This window comes from Streptomyces tailanensis (assembly GCF_008386495.1).
In the GTDB taxonomy this organism is placed as follows: domain Bacteria; phylum Actinomycetota; class Actinomycetes; order Streptomycetales; family Streptomycetaceae; genus Streptomyces; species Streptomyces tailanensis.
In genome coordinates this window covers 376994-391569 of record NZ_VTHJ01000001.1, presented here as the reverse complement: position 1 = coordinate 391569, position 14576 = coordinate 376994, and the positions used below count along the sequence as shown (strand labels likewise).

The following is a 14576-nucleotide window of genomic DNA, read 5'->3' as shown; positions in this document are numbered from 1 at the left end:
CACTACTGTTTCAACGGTCGATCTCCCGGATGCGTGACGACCGCAACGATCCCGCACCCCGGTGAAGCTGACTCCACCACCGACCCACATGACGAGTTCGCGTCCGCTTCGGCGACGCCGAGGGAACCGCGCATGCCGCCAAAAAAGCCCGGACCTGATCCGGACCAGACCACGCCCAACCTTCCCGTGCTCAGATCCGCGAAGGTGTGGGAGACCGGCGTGGCTCCGGAGGACACCCGCATACCGGGCACGCGCCGCCTCTGGCTGGCCGGCGCCCTGGCCCTGGCCGTCGTCTCCTCCTGCGTCACGGCGATCACCTTGCAGGACACGCGCGATGACGACGCGTCACAGAACCGGACGGACCGGACCACCTCGGCCGGCGAGCCGGTGATCCCCTCCCTCTCCCTGCCCCCGACGCCGCCCACCCAGACCACGCCTCCCGACGGGAAGAGCGGTCTGTCCGAGCCGCAGGAGTCCGCGGACGCGTCGAAGGACGGCAAGGACGCGGGCAAGGGCTCCTCGGACTCCGAGAATTCCGGCGACTCCGACTCGTCCGAGAGCGAGCAGGGCGGTGCCGAACCGACGGCCAAGCCGTCGAAGTCGACGACGCCCACCAAGAGGCCGCCGTCCACGTCCGCCAACTGGAAGTCCCTACGGTCCGTCAACTACCCGGACCGCTACTGGCACTACCGCAGCGGCGGGATCCAGCTGGACCAGGTGAGTTCCCACAGCGGCAGCGAGACCAGGGAGGATTCCTCCTTCAAGCTGGTCTCCGGCCTCGCGAACTCCTCCTGCTACTCCTTCCGCATGGCGGACGGCCGCTACGTGCGCCACCAGAGTTTCGTGCTGCGCGCGGCGAGCAACGACGGCTCGAACCTCTTCAAGCAGGACGCCACCTTCTGCCCCCGCTCCTACACCTCGGGCACGGTCATGCTGGAGTCGGTCAACTACCCCGGCTACTTCGTCCGCCACCGCAACTTCCAGCTCCGCCTGGACCGCTACGACCACAACCGGCTCTACCTCGCCGACTCGACCTTCCAGCTGACGAAGGCCTTCTCCTCCTGAGTCCTGAGCGGTCGTCACCCTGAACACAGCTGTGGCCCCCGGCGTCCGCCGGGGGCCACAGCCATATGCACGGTCGATCTCAGACGTTGAACCCGAGCGCCCGAAGCTGCTCGCGGCCGTCGTCGGTGATCTTGTCGGGGCCCCACGGGGGCATCCAGACCCAGTTGATGCGGAGTTCGCCCACGAGGCCGTCCGTGGCGGACTTGGCCTGGTCCTCGATGACGTCCGTCAGCGGGCAGGCCGCGGAGGTCAGGGTCATGTCGATCGTCGCGATGTTCGCGTCGTCGATGTGGATGCCGTAGATGAGGCCGAGGTTGACGACGTCGATGCCCAGCTCGGGGTCGACGACGTCGTACAGGGCCTCGCGGATCTCCTCCTCGGAGGCCGGCTTCATCTCCACGGTGTCGGTCATGCCGTCTTCCTTTCGGCGTCGGCTTCGCCCAGGGCCTGGGCTGTCGCGTCCTTCCACGCCATCCAGCTCAGGAGGGCGCACTTGACCCGGGCCGGGTACTTGGAGACTCCGGCGAACGCGACGGCGTCCTCCAGAACCTCCTCCATCGCGTCGTCCGGCTCGATCTTCCCCTTGGACTGCATCAGCTCCAGGAAGGTCTCCTGGATCTTCTGCGCCTGGGTCAGTTCCTTGCCGACGAGGAGGTCGTTCAGCACGGAGGCCGAGGCCTGGCTGATCGAGCAGCCCTGGCCCTCGTACGAGACGTCCTCGATCTTCGTGCCGTCGTACTTCACGCGCAGCGTGATCTCGTCGCCGCACGTCGGGTTCACATGGTGTACCTCGGCGTCGCCATCGCGCAGACCACGCCCGTGCGGGTGCTTGTAGTGGTCCAGGATGACTTCCTGGTACATCGAGTCCAGCTTCATGCGATCGCTCGTCCCGTCAGCCGAAGAAGTTCCGTACGTGCTCCAGGCCGTCGACCAGTGCGTCGATCTCGGCCGGCGTGGAGTACAGATAGAACGACGCTCGTGTGGTCGCAGGAATTCCGTAGCGCAGGCAGACCGGCCGGGCGCAGTGGTGGCCGACCCGGACGGCGATGCCCTGCTCGTCGAGGACCTGGCCCACGTCGTGCGGGTGGATGTCGCCGAGGGTGAAGGAGATCGCCGCGCCCCGGTCCTCGGCCGTGGTGGGGCCGATGATGCGCAGGTCCGGGACCTCCGCGAGCCGCTTCACCGCGTACTCGGTGAGCGCGTGCTCATGGGCGAGGATCTTGTCCATGCCGATCGAGTTCAGGTAGTCGATCGCCGCGCCGAGACCGACCGCCTGCGCGATCGGAGGGGTGCCCGCCTCGAACTTGTGCGGGGCGGGAGCGTACGTCGACGAGTGCATCGACACCGTCTCGATCATCTCGCCGCCGCCGAGGAACGGGGGCAGGTCCTCCAGGAGCTCCTGGCGGCCCCAGAGGACGCCGATGCCGGTCGGGCCGCACATCTTGTGGCCGGTGAAGGCCACGAAGTCGGCCTGGAGGGCCTGCACGTCCAGCGGCATGTGCGGCGCGGCCTGGGAGGCATCGATGCAGACCAGCGCGCCGACCTCCTGCGCCCGGCGGACTATCGCCTCGACGGGGTTGACCGTGCCCAGGATGTTCGACACCAGCACGAAGGAGACGATCTTCGTCTTCTCCGTGATGATCTCGTCGATGTTGGAGAGGTCCAGACGGCCGTCGTCGGTCAGGCCGAACCACTTCAGCTTCGCGCCCGTGCGCTGCGCGAGCAGCTGCCACGGCACGATGTTGGAGTGGTGCTCCATCTCCGTGATGACGATCTCGGTCTCGGAGTCCACCCGGTAGGGCTCGTCGGCCCAGCCGAGCATGTTCGCCACGAGGTTCAGCGACTCCGAGGCGTTCTTGGTGAAGATCACCTCGTCGCGGCTGGGCGCGTTGATGAACGCGGCGACCTTGTCGCGCGCACCCTCGTACAGCGCCGTGGCCTCCTCGGCGAGCACATGCACACCGCGGTGGACGTTGGCGTTGTAGCGCTCGTAGTACTCGCTCAGGGCGTCCAGCACCTGGCGCGGCTTCTGCGAGGTCGCCGCGTTGTCCAGGTAGACGAGCTTCCGGTCGTCGTGGACCAGCCGGTCCAGGATCGGGAAGTCCTTGCGGATCGCCTCGGTGTCGAGGAGGCCCGGCAGCTGTGTCACGCGGATACGCCACCCTTCGTGTATGCCTCGTAGCCCTCGTTCTCCAGCTTGTCGGCGAGTTCGGCACCACCGGACTCGACGATGCGGCCGGCCGAGAACACGTGGACGAAGTCGGGCTTGATGTAGCGCAGGATGCGCGTGTAGTGCGTGATCAGCAGGGTGCCGACCTCGCCGGTCTCGCGGACGCGGTTGACGCCCTCGGAGACGACCCGGAGCGCGTCGACGTCGAGGCCGGAGTCGGTCTCGTCGAGGATCGCGACCTTCGGCTTGAGCAGTTCGAGCTGGAGGATCTCGTGGCGCTTCTTCTCACCGCCGGAGAAGCCCTCGTTGACGTTGCGCTCGGCGAAGGAGGGGTCCATGTTGAGGCGCTGCATGGCCTCCTTGACCTCCTTCACCCAGGTGCGCAGCTTGGGGGCCTCGCCGCGGATCGCGGTGGCGGAGGTGCGCAGGAAGTTGGAGACCGAGACGCCGGGGACCTCGACCGGGTACTGCATCGCCAGGAACAGGCCCGCGCGGGCGCGCTCGTCGACGGACATCTCCAGGACGTCCTCGCCGTCGAGCAGCACGGTGCCGCCGGTGATCGTGTACTTCGGGTGACCCGCGAGCGAGTAGGCGAGGGTCGACTTGCCGGAGCCGTTGGGGCCCATGATGGCGTGCGTCTCGCCCTGCTTCACGGTGAGGTCGACGCCCTTGAGGATCTCCTTCGTGGCGTTGTCGGCCTCGACGGTGACGTGCAGGTCTCGGATTTCAAGCGTTGCCATGGGTGCCTCAGGACTCCTGGGTGAGGGAGACGAGCACGTCGTCCCCTTCGATCTTTACGGGGTATACGGGGACGGGGCGCGTCGCGGGAAGACCGGACGGCTTGCCGGTGCGGAGGTCGAACGCGGAGCCGTGCAGCCAGCACTCGATCTGGCAGTCCTCCACCTCGCCCTCGGAGAGCGAGACGTTCGCGTGGGAGCAGATGTCGTAGATGGCGAACACCTCGCCCTCGGTCCGCACGACCGAGACCGGCGTGCCGTCGAGTTCCACCCGCTTCGGGGTGTCCTCCTCCAGCTCGCTCAGTCCGCAGGCGCGTACGTAGGTGGTCATCAGACCGACGCCTCCAGCTCCTCGTCGATCTTCTCGAGGAGGCGCTCCTCGATGTCGTCGAGGCCGATCTGCTGGACCAGCTCGGCGAAGAAGCCGCGGACGACGAGGCGGCGGGCCTCCTCGGCGGGGATGCCGCGGGCCATCAGATAGAAGAGCTGCTCGTCGTCGAAGCGGCCGGTCGCGCTCGCGTGACCCGCGCCGACGATCTCGCCGGTCTCGATCTCCAGGTTCGGCACCGAGTCGACCCGGGCGCCGTCCGTGAGGACCAGGTTCCGGTTCATCTCGTAGGTGTCCGTGCCCTCGGCCTTGGCCTCGATCAGCACGTCGCCGATCCACACCGCGTGGGCGCCCTCGCCCTGGAGCGCGCCCTTGTAGACCACGTTCGACTTGCAGTGCGGGGTATTGTGGTCGACCAGGAGGCGGTGCTCCTGGTGCTGGCCGGCGTCGGTGAAGTACAGGCCGAAGAGCTCGGCCTCACCGCCAGTGCCGGCGTACTGGACGCGCGGGTGCAGCCGTACGACGTCGCCGCCGAAGGTGACCACGACCGACTTGAAGCTCGCGTCCCGGCCGACGAGGGCGTTGTGCTGGGCCACGTGCACGGCCTTGTCGTCCCAGTCCTGGACCGAGACGACGGTCAGCTTGGCGCCGTCGCCCAGGATGTAGTCGACGTTCGCGGCGAGCACGGCGTCACCGGTGTGGTCGATGACGACGACGGCCTCGGCGAAGGCGCCCAGCTCGATCACCTGGTGGGCGAAGGCGGTGCCGCCCTCGCCGTGCACAGCGATCCGGATCGGCTCGGTGAGGACCGTCTCCTTGGGGACGGTGATCACACCGGCCTTCTCGAACGCCGAGTACGCCTGGGCGGCGACGCGGTCCACCGGGGTGCCGGCCTTGCCGAGGCGCGCGTCGTCACGGCCGACGGTCTCGACGGTGACGCCCTCGGGGGCCTGGACGTCGACCTTCAGGCCGTCGCCGGTGGCGGCGGCGGTGCCGTCGTGCAGCCCGCGCAGGCGCTCCAGCGGGGTGAACCGCCACTCCTCCTCGCGGCCGTGCGGCACGGGGAAGTCCGCCACGTCGAAGGACGGGGGCGCGCTCATGCGCGTGGCGACGGTCGACTCGGCGGCCACCGCGATCTGGCCCGCGGTGGTGGACCCCACGGGGATGTTCTGAGCCTCAGCCATGGCTGTCGGTCTGCTCTCTTTCCTACGTCAGATTTCGCTAGCTGGTTCCGGAGGCGGGCCTCAGCCGACCGCGCCTTCCATCTGCAGCTCGATCAGCCGGTTGAGCTCAAGGGCGTACTCCATGGGCAGCTCCTTCGCGATGGGCTCGACGAAGCCGCGCACGATCATCGCCATCGCCTCGAACTCGCTCAGACCACGGCTCATCAGGTAGAAGAGCTGGTCCTCGGAGACCTTGGAGACGGTCGCCTCGTGGCCCATGGACACGTCGTCCTCGCGGACGTCCACGTAGGGGTACGTGTCGGAGCGGGAGATGGTGTCGACGAGCAGCGCGTCGCACAGCACGTTCGACTTGGATCCGGCAGCGCCCTCACCGATCTCGACGAGACCGCGGTAGGACGTACGACCGCCACCACGCGCCACGGACTTCGACACGATGTTGGAGGAGGTGTTCGGCGCCATGTGGACCATCTTGGAACCGGCGTCCTGGTGCTGCCCCTCGCCCGCGAAGGCGATGGAGAGGGTCTCGCCCTTGGCGTGCTCGCCCATCAGGTAGACGGCCGGGTACTTCATCGTCACCTTGGAGCCGATGTTGCCGTCGACCCACTCCATGGTCGCGCCCTCGTAGGCGACGGCGCGCTTGGTGACCAGGTTGTAGACGTTGTTCGACCAGTTCTGGATGGTCGTGTAGCGGCAGCGGGCGCCCTTCTTGACGATGATCTCGACGACCGCGCTGTGCAGAGAGTCGCTCTTGTAGATCGGCGCCGTGCAGCCCTCGACGTAGTGGACGTAGGCGTCCTCGTCGACGATGATCAGCGTCCGCTCGAACTGACCCATGTTCTCCGTGTTGATACGGAAGTAGGCCTGGAGCGGAATCTCGACGTGCACGCCCTTCGGCACGTAGATGAAGGAGCCGCCGGACCACACCGCGGTGTTCAGCGACGCGAACTTGTTGTCGCCGACCGGGATGACGGTGCCGAAGTACTCCTTGAAGAGCTCCGGGTGCTCCTTCAGGGCGGTGTCGGTGTCCAGGAAGATGACGCCCTGCTCCTCCAGGTCCTCGCGGATCTGGTGGTAGACGACCTCGGACTCGTACTGGGCCGCGACACCGGCGACGAGGCGCTGCTTCTCCGCCTCGGGGATGCCGAGCTTGTCGTACGTGTTCTTGATGTCCTCGGGCAGGTCCTCCCAGGACTCCGCCTGCTTCTCCGTGGAGCGCACGAAGTACTTGATGTTGTCGAAGTCGATGCCCGACAGGTCCGAGCCCCAGTTCGGCATGGGCTTCTTCTCGAACAGGCGCAGGCCCTTGAGGCGGAGCTTGGTCATCCACTCCGGCTCGTTCTTCTTCGCGGAGATGTCGCGGACGACGTCCTCGCTCAGACCGCGCTTCGCAGCGGCACCGGCCTCGTCGGAGTCCGCCCAGCCGTATTCGTATTTACCCAGGCCCTCGAGCTCAGGGTGGGCGGTCTCCTCGATGGGGAGAGTCATGCGGGGTTCCTCCCGGCCGTGCTTGCAGATGCGTTGGTGGCTGTCTTGGAAACTCTGGGGATGAACGTCGTGCAGACGCCGTCGCCGTGGGCGATGGTGGCCAGCCGCTGGACGTGCGTACCGAGCAGTTCGGCGAAGAGCTCGGTCTCGGCCTCGCAGAGCTGCGGGAACTGCTCGGCGACATGGGCTACCGGGCAGTGGTGCTGGCAGAGCTGCTCACCCTGGTGGGGGTGGGGAGCGCTGCGTGCCGTAGCAGCGTACCCGTCGACGCTCAAGGCCTTGGCCAGGGCTTCGGTCTTCCGTTCGAGGCCGGCCGCCTCGACGGCCTTGCGGTACGCGCCCGCCTGGGCGGCGATCCGGGCGCGGGCGAAGGCGGCGACCGCCTGCGGCCCGCCCTCCCGGTCCGCGATCCAGCGGAGCGCGTCCACGGCGAGCTTGTCGTACGACTGATCGAAGGCGTCGCGGCCGCAGTCCGTCAAGGCGAACACCTTGGCAGGCCGCCCCCGCGTCCGCGCACCGTAGACACGCTGCTCACGCGGCTGTACGACATCATCGGCGACCAGTGCGTCGAGGTGCCGGCGAACGGCCGCCTGGGTCAGCCCCAAGCGCCCCGCGAGATCGGCCACGGTCGACGGGCCGTGGTCCAGGATCGACCGCGCGACCCGGTTGCGCGTAGAACGCTCACCGGTCGCGAGTTCCTCCTGCGGAGCCGCGCCAACGTTTTTCACAACGCCATTGTTGCGTAATTCATCAGACCCGAGCAAGCCGCGCCGGTGGCGACGGACGGTGCCGTGCATCACTTAGGTAAAGCTAACCTGACCTGCGGAAATGATCTTTGATCGATCAGATTGAGGGGCGGAGAGGGGCGCCGGAGAGCGCGGGAGGTGCGGTTCGTGGGGCGGCTGCAGGTTCGTCGTGGCTGGTCGCGCAGTTCCCCGCGCCCCTGGTTACCCGGGGGCGCCCCCTGCTTTTAAGGGGCGCGGGGAACTGCGCGAACAACCCCCACCCACCCGCACCCGCCACACAAACCGCGCCCCCCGAACTCTCCTGCGGAGGTCGAAGGGGCGGCGGGGGCGCGATCCGCCAGGCGCCGACCCCGGTACACCGGCCCCGTGAGGAGGAGTTCTCCGGACCCGCCCACCTTGGCACCCGGCGCCGTACCTAGACTCGGGCCCATGCGAAGCGACCCCGTGGTCCAGGTCCGGGCCCTGGTGAAGAGGTACGGCGAGAAGACCGCGGTGGATGGGCTCGACCTCACGGCCAGAGCGGGTGTCACCGCCGTGCTCGGGCCGAACGGCGCGGGCAAGACGACCACCATCGAGACCTGCGAGGGGTACCGGAAGCCCGACGAGGGCACGGTCCGCGTCCTCGGACTCGACCCGATCCGCGAGGCCACCGCACTGCGCCCGCGCATCGGCGTGATGCTCCAGTCCGGCGGCGTCTACTCCGGCGCCCGCGCCGACGAGATGCTCCGCCACGTGGCCAAACTGCACGCCCACCCCCTCGACGTCGACGCCCTCATCGAGCGCCTGGGCCTCGGCAGCTGCGGCCGCACCACGTACCGGCGGCTCTCCGGCGGCCAGCAGCAGCGGCTCGCCCTCGCGATGGCCGTGGTCGGCCGGCCGGAGCTGGTCTTCCTCGACGAGCCGACCGCCGGCCTCGACCCGCAGGCCCGCCGGGCCACCTGGGACCTCGTACGGGACCTGCGCGCGGACGGCGTCTCGGTCATCCTGACCACGCACTACATGGACGAGGCCGAGCAGCTCGCGGACGACGTCGCGATCATCGACGCCGGCCGGGTCATAGCCCGGGGCACCCCAGAGGAACTGTGCCGCGGCGGCGCCGAGAACACCCTCGGCTTCACCGGCCGCCCGGCCCTCGACGTCGCCTCCCTGCTGAAGGCGCTCCCCGCCGACTCCACCGCCGTCGAACTGACCCCGGGCGTGTACCGCGTGACCGGCAAGGTCGACCCGCAACTCCTCGCCACCGTCACGTCCTGGTGCGCCCAGCACGGCGTGATGCCGGACAGGATCTCGGTGGAGCGGCACACCCTCGAAGACGTCTTCCTCGAACTCACCGGCAAGGAGCTGCGCTCGTGACCACCGGCACCTATACGCCGAGGCCCGGCGCCGCCTCCCTCCCCCGCATGATCGCGGCGCAGGCGGCCCTGGAGACGAAGATGCTGCTGCGCAACGGCGAGCAGCTGCTCCTGACGATCGTCATCCCCACCCTCCTGCTGGTCCTCTTCGGTTCCGTGGACATCGTCGACACGGGTGAGGGGAAGGCCGTCGACTTCCTGGCCCCCGGCATCCTCGCGCTCGCCGTGATGTCGACGGCGTTCACGGGGCAGGCGATCGCCACGGGCTTCGAGCGCCGGTACGGCGTGCTCAAGCGGCTGGCCGTATCACCGCTCCCCCGCTGGGGCCTGATGACCGCGAAGACCCTGTCCGTGCTGGTCACCGAGGTCCTCCAGGTGGTTCTCCTCACGGTGATCGCCTTCGCGATGGGCTGGTCGCCGCAGGGCAACCCCGTGGCCGTACTCCTCCTCCTGATCCTCGGTACGGCGGCGTTCTCCGGCCTCGGTCTGCTGATGGCGGGCACGCTGAAGGCGGAGGCGACGCTGGCTGCGGCGAACCTGGTGTTCCTGCTGCTGCTCGTGGGCGGCGGCGTCGTGGTGCCGCTGGACAAGTTCCCGGACGCGGCACAGAGCGTGCTCGGGCTGCTGCCGATCGCCGCGCTGTCCGACGGGCTGCGGGACGTACTCCAGCACGGCGCCGGAATGCCGTGGGGCGACCTGGGGATCCTGGCGGTCTGGGCGGTGCTCGGACTGGGCGCGGCCGCCCGGTTCTTCCGCTGGGAGTAACCGCAGGTCATAGCGGCGGTCCGACCCCTCGTGAATACGTGCACAAGCTGCGCTCTACCATGGGGCCGTGCCAAAAGTGACCCGCGCCGACGCCGTATCCGCTGCGCGCAACCCGCTCGCCTTCATCGCCGAACGCTGGACCCCGGACCCCAGAACGGTCCGGCGCGCGGCCCTCGCCGCGCTCGTCATGGCGGTGGTCATCGTGGTCACCGGCGGTGCCGTACGGCTCACCGGGTCGGGCCTCGGCTGCCCGACCTGGCCCAAGTGCACCGACGACTCGCTCACCGCGACCCGCGCGATGGGCGTGCACGGCTACATCGAGTTCGGCAACCGCATGCTGACGTACGTGCTGTGCGCGGCGGTCGGCTGGGCGATCATCGCGGCGCGCTCGGAGAAGCCGTACCGGCGGAGCCTCACCAAGCTGGGCTGGGCGCAGTTCTGGGTCGTCATGGGCAACGCGGTGCTCGGCGGCATCGTCGTGCTGGTCGGCCTCAACCCGTATACGGTGGCCGCCCACTTCCTGCTCTCCACCGCGCTGATCGCCGTCGCCACGGTGATGTGGCAGCGGACCCGCGAGGGCGACACCGAGCCGCGTCCGCTGGTCGGCACGGCGGTGCGGCAGCTGGTGTGGTTCCTGGTGGCCACGACCGCCCTGCTGATCGCGGTCGGCACGGTCGTCACCGGCGCGGGCCCGCACGCCGGTGACTCCAGCGAGGTCGCGCGCATCCCGCTGAACTGGGAGAACGTCACCAGGCTGCACGCCGTCCTGGCCTGGATCGTGGTGACGCTCACCTTCGCCCTGTGGTTCGTCCTGAAGGCGGTCGACGCCCCGCGCGTCCCGCTGAACCGCACCCGCGACCTGTTCCTGATCCTTCTCGCTCAGGGGCTCGTGGGCTACGTCCAGTACTTCACCGACCTCCCCGAGGTCCTGGTCGGCGCCCACATGCTGGGCTCCTGCCTGGTATGGATCGCGACGCTCCGGGTCCTGCTGGCCCTGCGTGAGCGGCCGGCGGCCGAGGTGGACATGCCGGAACCGGCGGTGGAGACCCCGGTCGCCGCTCGCGCGTAAGCGGCAGGCGCGTAAGCCGGTATCAGGAGTACGCCCGTACGAGGGCATCGATCGCCGGGGCGAGGTACTCCCTGGTCAGCTCGGCCCTTCCGGGTACCTCCTCGGCCCGCTTCCCGTACCGGCGCCGTCGGATGTCCTCGACCACCTCGACGGGTGCGCCCAGGGTGGGCAGCAGGTCCAGGGCCTCGCGTTTGGAGATCAGGCGGCCGTCGCGCAGGGTGGCCGTGGCCCGGGCGAAGGTGAGCAGACCGAGGTCGACCCAGACGTCCTGGGTCCAGAGGTGGGCCTTGTCGACCACCAGACGCCGGTACTCCTTCTGGTCCCGGACGACGAAGGCGTCCAGTTCGATGTCCGACACCGGCAACAGCAGCGCCTCGGGCCGCTCGCCGTGCAGGACCACACCGAAGGTGTGCAGCTCACGCCGGGTGACCAGGGTGACCGTCCGCCGAAACAGCTGCTCGTGCGCCCAGGTGAGGTGCTTGCGCTCCGCGTCGTGCGCCGTGGCGGGCGTCAGATAGGTGCAGTGGAGCTGTCCGGCGAGTGGCTCGCGACCGAGGCGGGCGTGCAGCCGCGCCACGCGCCAGACAGTCCTGAGCGTGATCGGGCCGTCCAGTACGGCGATCAGATCGAGGTCGCTGCGGCCCTCCCGGTAGTCGCCACCGCCGAGCGAGCCGTGGGCCCAGACGGCGACGGGCGCGAGGTCGCGTAATCCGGCGAGGAAGCGGCCGAGAAGCTGGCCAGTCACGTCTCCATGTGTCATTCCATGTGTCAATTCATGTGTCATGCGGAGATTCTGGGCAGCTACTCCAGCCCGTACACCCGCCGCGCGTTCCCCTCCGCGATCAGTCCCGCCACGCGTTGCGCGTCCCCCAGGGACCAGGCGCCCTCCGCCACCCAGGTCCCCAGCACCCGTGCCAGCGCCTCGCGGAACAGCCGGGCCCCGACCACGTGCAGCTCGGGCAGGCCGTGGGCGCCGCTGGAGAAGAGGAGCTTGCCGAAGGGGGCGAGTTCGAGGACCTCGGCGAGTACGGCGGCGGCCCGGGCGCCGGTGCGGACCAGCTCGGCGCCCAGGCCGGCGTAGACGTGCGGGAAGACCCCGGCGAGATGGGCCGCGTGGCGGTGGTACGGGTAGCCGTGCAGCAGGACCAGGTCGGTGCCGAGGCCAGCCGTGGCGCGGGCGAAGTCGGTGAGCAGGGCGGGGTCGGTGCGGTCGAGGCGCAGGCCCGGTTCGCCGAGGCCCGCGTGGAGTTGGAGGGGGCGGCCGGAGGCGACGGCGATCCACAGCAGATGCCGCAGGAGGACCGGGTCGGTGAGGCTCCCGCCGACGGGCCGGTGGGTGAGCCAGCGTCCGGCGGCGCCCCGCACCTCCCCCGGGCCCGGCGGTTCGGGCGCGAGCGCCAGCCCGTGCCGTACGCCCGCGACCGACGCGAAGGCGACGGTGTGCTCGGCGGCGGCGTGCACCGACTCGGCGAGGTTGGCGAGGAAGGACTCGACGGTGCCGGAGGTGTCGGCGACCTGTTCGGCGAGGAGTTCGAGGCGGACGATCTCGTGGGCGTCGGCGTCCCCCGTGGAGGCCATCTCGGCCGGGCCGGTGAGATCGCCGGGCAGGCCGGTGTCGACGAGGTAGGTGGTGATGCCGCTGCCCCGCAGCAGTCTGCGGCCCGCCTCCAGTACGCCCAGTTCGCGGCGCCGGGCGAGATAGCGGGCCGGTGGGCAGTGGGGTTCCAGGCCGAGCAGGGGCGGACACCAGCGGCGTACGGCGAAGCCGGTCTGGGTGTCGAAGAAGGTGGTGCCGGGCGCCGGCGGTCCCTCGCTGCGGGCGAGGTGGGCCTCGAAGGTGCCGAGGCCCAGCTCCGTTCTCAGTACGCCGTGGCAGTACTGGTCCACGAGGGACATGGTTTCGATCATCCGGACTCCCCGTGGCTGGACCCGTGTGCTCCCACAGGTCCTAACGGGTGAGTCGGTCTCAGGTGTTGCTGTTGCCGGGTCCGCCGAGCTGGATTCCGGCCATCCGCGTCCACTCGTACGGGCCGGTCTTCACCTTGGCGGCGAACTCGCCGTCGAAGTCGTCGTGGACCGTGACGCCGGCCTTCTTCACCGCTTCCTCGGCGACGGCGTAGGTGGGGGCCACGAGGTCGCCCCAGCCGCCGTCCTCGCCGACCAGGACGATACGGGCGCCGCGCTGGCCGATGTAGGCGACCTGGGCCTCGGCTCCACCGTGGGCCTTGGCGAACGTGCCGATCTGCTTCGCCAACTTGGCTGCCTTACGCTCGGCCTTCGCCGCCGCCTTGGCGTCCTTGGCCTCGTCAACCTGCTTGGTGTCTGCCATGGTCAGGATGCTACCGATGGGTAGAGCGGGGAGCGACGGCAGGGCTACGTGGCCTTGACCACGAAATCCACGCGGCCAATCCACGCGGCCGAAGAACTCACCTCAGGAACGGGTCCACCGCCACCGCCACGAACAGCAGCGACACGTACGTGATCGACCAGTGGAACAGGCGCATTTCCTTCAGCTTCGCGCCGGTCGCGCCGCCCTTCGCGCGGTTCTGCAGCCCGTGCGCCTCCCACAGCCACCAGCCGCCCGTCACCAGGGCGACCGACGTGTAGAACCAGCCCGTGTAGCCGAGGGGGGTCAGCATCAGGGAGACCGCGACCATGACCCAGCTGTAGAGGACGATCTGGCGGGCCACGACCCGGTTGGAGGCGATGACCGGGAGCATCGGGACGCCGACGCGCGCGTAGTCGTCCTTCACCTTCATCGACAGCGGCCAGTAGTGCGGCGGCGTCCAGAAGAAGATGACGAGGAAGAGGATGACGGCGGCCCAGGACATCGAGTTCGTCACGGCGGACCAGCCGATGAGGACCGGCATGCAGCCTGCGATGCCGCCCCAGACGATGTTCTGTGACGTACGCCGTTTCAGGAGCATCGTGTAGACGACGACGTAGAAGAGGAGCGCGCCGAGCGACAGCCAGGCGGACAGCCAGTTGACGAGGACGCCGAACCAGACGGTGGACACAACGGCCAGAGTGAGACCGAAGACGAGGCCCTCACGCGGGGTGACCATTCCGGTGACCAGCGGACGCTGCGAGGTGCGCGCCATGAGCGCGTCGATGTCGCGGTCGATGTACATGTTGAGCGCGTTGGCGCCGCCCGCCGAGAGGTAGCCGCCGATGCAGGTGGCGAGCACCAGCCAGAGATCCGGGACGCCCTGTTCGGCCAGGAACATCACCGGCACGGTGGTGATCAGCAGAAGCTCGATGATCCGCGGCTTCGTCAGCGCCACGAACGCCTTGACGCGGGCCCCGAACGGCCGCTGACCCCGGCTGCTGATCGTGTTGCTCGCGCCCAGCGCTCCCGGTGGACGGGATTCGACGGCCGTCACGCACACCCCTGACAGAGACTCCCAGCAAGCCCTCCGGTTGTGAACTCCCCGTAACGGCTCGCGCGTACCACGCCACTGTAGACGTTGCCCAGAGTCAGCCTTTCAAGGGGGTCGGGTCGTGTTGGCAGGGCCCTCTCGGAGACCCCGAACGCACTTCGGTTGAGCAGTCGGATGAGCGGCTCCGTATTCAGATGTCGAACAGCGGAACCCCCTGGTCTCACCATGCGGAACCACTGGTCGGGAGGCGGGCCAGACATAGCCCTTGCAGTGTGGAATGACTCGAAAAAATGCG

16 protein-coding genes are annotated in these 14576 nt (G+C 69.0%); 4 read left to right on the top strand and 12 right to left on the bottom strand.

Going from position 1 to position 14576, the window contains the following annotated elements; all coding sequences use genetic code 11:
• Positions 1–132: 132 nt before the first annotated feature.
• Positions 133–1065: an AbfB domain-containing protein gene (locus F3T56_RS01735; protein ID WP_172638757.1), complete on the top strand. Its 933-nt coding sequence runs from the start codon at positions 133–135 to the stop codon at positions 1063–1065.
• A 79-nt stretch (positions 1066–1144) separates the two neighbouring features.
• Here the strand turns inward: F3T56_RS01735 and F3T56_RS01730 are convergent, their stop codons facing one another.
• From F3T56_RS01730 to F3T56_RS01695, 8 genes are read right to left on the bottom strand one after another with little or no spacing between them, the layout of a single operon-like run.
• Positions 1145–1477 carry a metal-sulfur cluster assembly factor gene (locus F3T56_RS01730; protein ID WP_149822839.1) on the bottom strand — a complete coding sequence of 111 codons (333 nt, stop codon included), beginning with the start codon at positions 1475–1477 and terminating at the stop codon, positions 1145–1147.
• On the bottom strand, positions 1474–1941 hold the full coding sequence (gene sufU / locus F3T56_RS01725; protein ID WP_149822838.1) for a Fe-S cluster assembly sulfur transfer protein SufU: 468 nt from the start codon (positions 1939–1941) through the stop codon (positions 1474–1476). The genes F3T56_RS01730 and sufU overlap by 4 nt, the downstream gene beginning before the upstream one ends.
• A gap of 16 nt (positions 1942–1957) precedes the next feature.
• Complete coding sequence (locus F3T56_RS01720) at positions 1958–3214, bottom strand: cysteine desulfurase (protein ID WP_149822837.1); 1257 nt, start codon at positions 3212–3214, stop codon at positions 1958–1960.
• Positions 3211–3975, bottom strand: a complete 765-nt coding sequence (gene sufC, locus F3T56_RS01715) for a Fe-S cluster assembly ATPase SufC (protein ID WP_149822836.1) — start codon at positions 3973–3975, stop codon at positions 3211–3213. Before sufC ends, F3T56_RS01720 begins: the two co-directional genes overlap by 4 nt.
• A gap of 7 nt (positions 3976–3982) precedes the next feature.
• On the bottom strand, positions 3983–4303 hold the full coding sequence (locus tag F3T56_RS01710; protein ID WP_149822835.1) for a non-heme iron oxygenase ferredoxin subunit: 321 nt from the start codon (positions 4301–4303) through the stop codon (positions 3983–3985).
• Positions 4303–5484 carry a Fe-S cluster assembly protein SufD gene (sufD, locus tag F3T56_RS01705; protein ID WP_149822834.1) on the bottom strand — a complete coding sequence of 394 codons (1182 nt, stop codon included), beginning with the start codon at positions 5482–5484 and terminating at the stop codon, positions 4303–4305. Before sufD ends, F3T56_RS01710 begins: the two co-directional genes overlap by 1 nt.
• A gap of 60 nt (positions 5485–5544) precedes the next feature.
• The gene (gene sufB / locus F3T56_RS01700) at positions 5545–6969 is read right to left on the bottom strand and encodes a Fe-S cluster assembly protein SufB (protein ID WP_149822833.1); all 1425 of its coding nucleotides are present in this window, start codon (positions 6967–6969) and stop codon (positions 5545–5547) included.
• On the bottom strand, positions 6966–7697 hold the full coding sequence (locus F3T56_RS01695) for a helix-turn-helix transcriptional regulator (RefSeq protein WP_149822832.1): 732 nt from the start codon (positions 7695–7697) through the stop codon (positions 6966–6968). Before F3T56_RS01695 ends, sufB begins: the two co-directional genes overlap by 4 nt.
• A gap of 447 nt (positions 7698–8144) precedes the next feature.
• Between F3T56_RS01695 and F3T56_RS01690 the strand changes: the two genes are divergently transcribed.
• The 3 genes from F3T56_RS01690 to F3T56_RS01680 all read left to right on the top strand — a co-directional run bounded on the left by F3T56_RS01690 (position 8145) and on the right by F3T56_RS01680 (position 10901).
• A complete protein-coding gene (locus tag F3T56_RS01690; RefSeq protein ID WP_149822831.1) occupies positions 8145–9068 on the top strand; it encodes an ABC transporter ATP-binding protein in 924 nt (307 codons plus the stop codon).
• Positions 9065–9832, top strand: a complete 768-nt coding sequence (locus F3T56_RS01685) for an ABC transporter permease (protein WP_149822830.1) — start codon at positions 9065–9067, stop codon at positions 9830–9832. The genes F3T56_RS01690 and F3T56_RS01685 overlap by 4 nt, the downstream gene beginning before the upstream one ends.
• A 67-nt stretch (positions 9833–9899) precedes the next feature.
• Positions 9900–10901 (top strand): COX15/CtaA family protein, encoded by a 1002-nt coding sequence (locus tag F3T56_RS01680; protein WP_149822829.1) that lies wholly within the window; start codon positions 9900–9902, stop codon positions 10899–10901.
• Between the two features lie 22 nt (positions 10902–10923).
• Here F3T56_RS01680 and F3T56_RS01675 read toward each other — a convergent pair whose 3' ends face one another.
• From F3T56_RS01675 to F3T56_RS01660, 4 genes are all read right to left on the bottom strand, one after another.
• On the bottom strand, positions 10924–11661 hold the full coding sequence (locus F3T56_RS01675) for a nucleotidyltransferase domain-containing protein (protein ID WP_172638756.1): 738 nt from the start codon (positions 11659–11661) through the stop codon (positions 10924–10926).
• 41 nt (positions 11662–11702) lie between these two features.
• Positions 11703–12809, bottom strand: coding sequence for an amidohydrolase family protein (locus tag F3T56_RS01670; RefSeq protein ID WP_149822827.1), 1107 nt, complete (start codon positions 12807–12809; stop codon positions 11703–11705).
• 58 nt (positions 12810–12867) lie between these two features.
• Positions 12868–13230, bottom strand: a complete 363-nt coding sequence (locus F3T56_RS01665) for a hypothetical protein (protein WP_149822826.1) — start codon at positions 13228–13230, stop codon at positions 12868–12870.
• 97 nt (positions 13231–13327) lie between these two features.
• Positions 13328–14284 (bottom strand): heme o synthase, encoded by a 957-nt coding sequence (locus F3T56_RS01660; protein ID WP_149822825.1) that lies wholly within the window; start codon positions 14282–14284, stop codon positions 13328–13330.
• Positions 14285–14576: the final 292 nt, after the last annotated feature.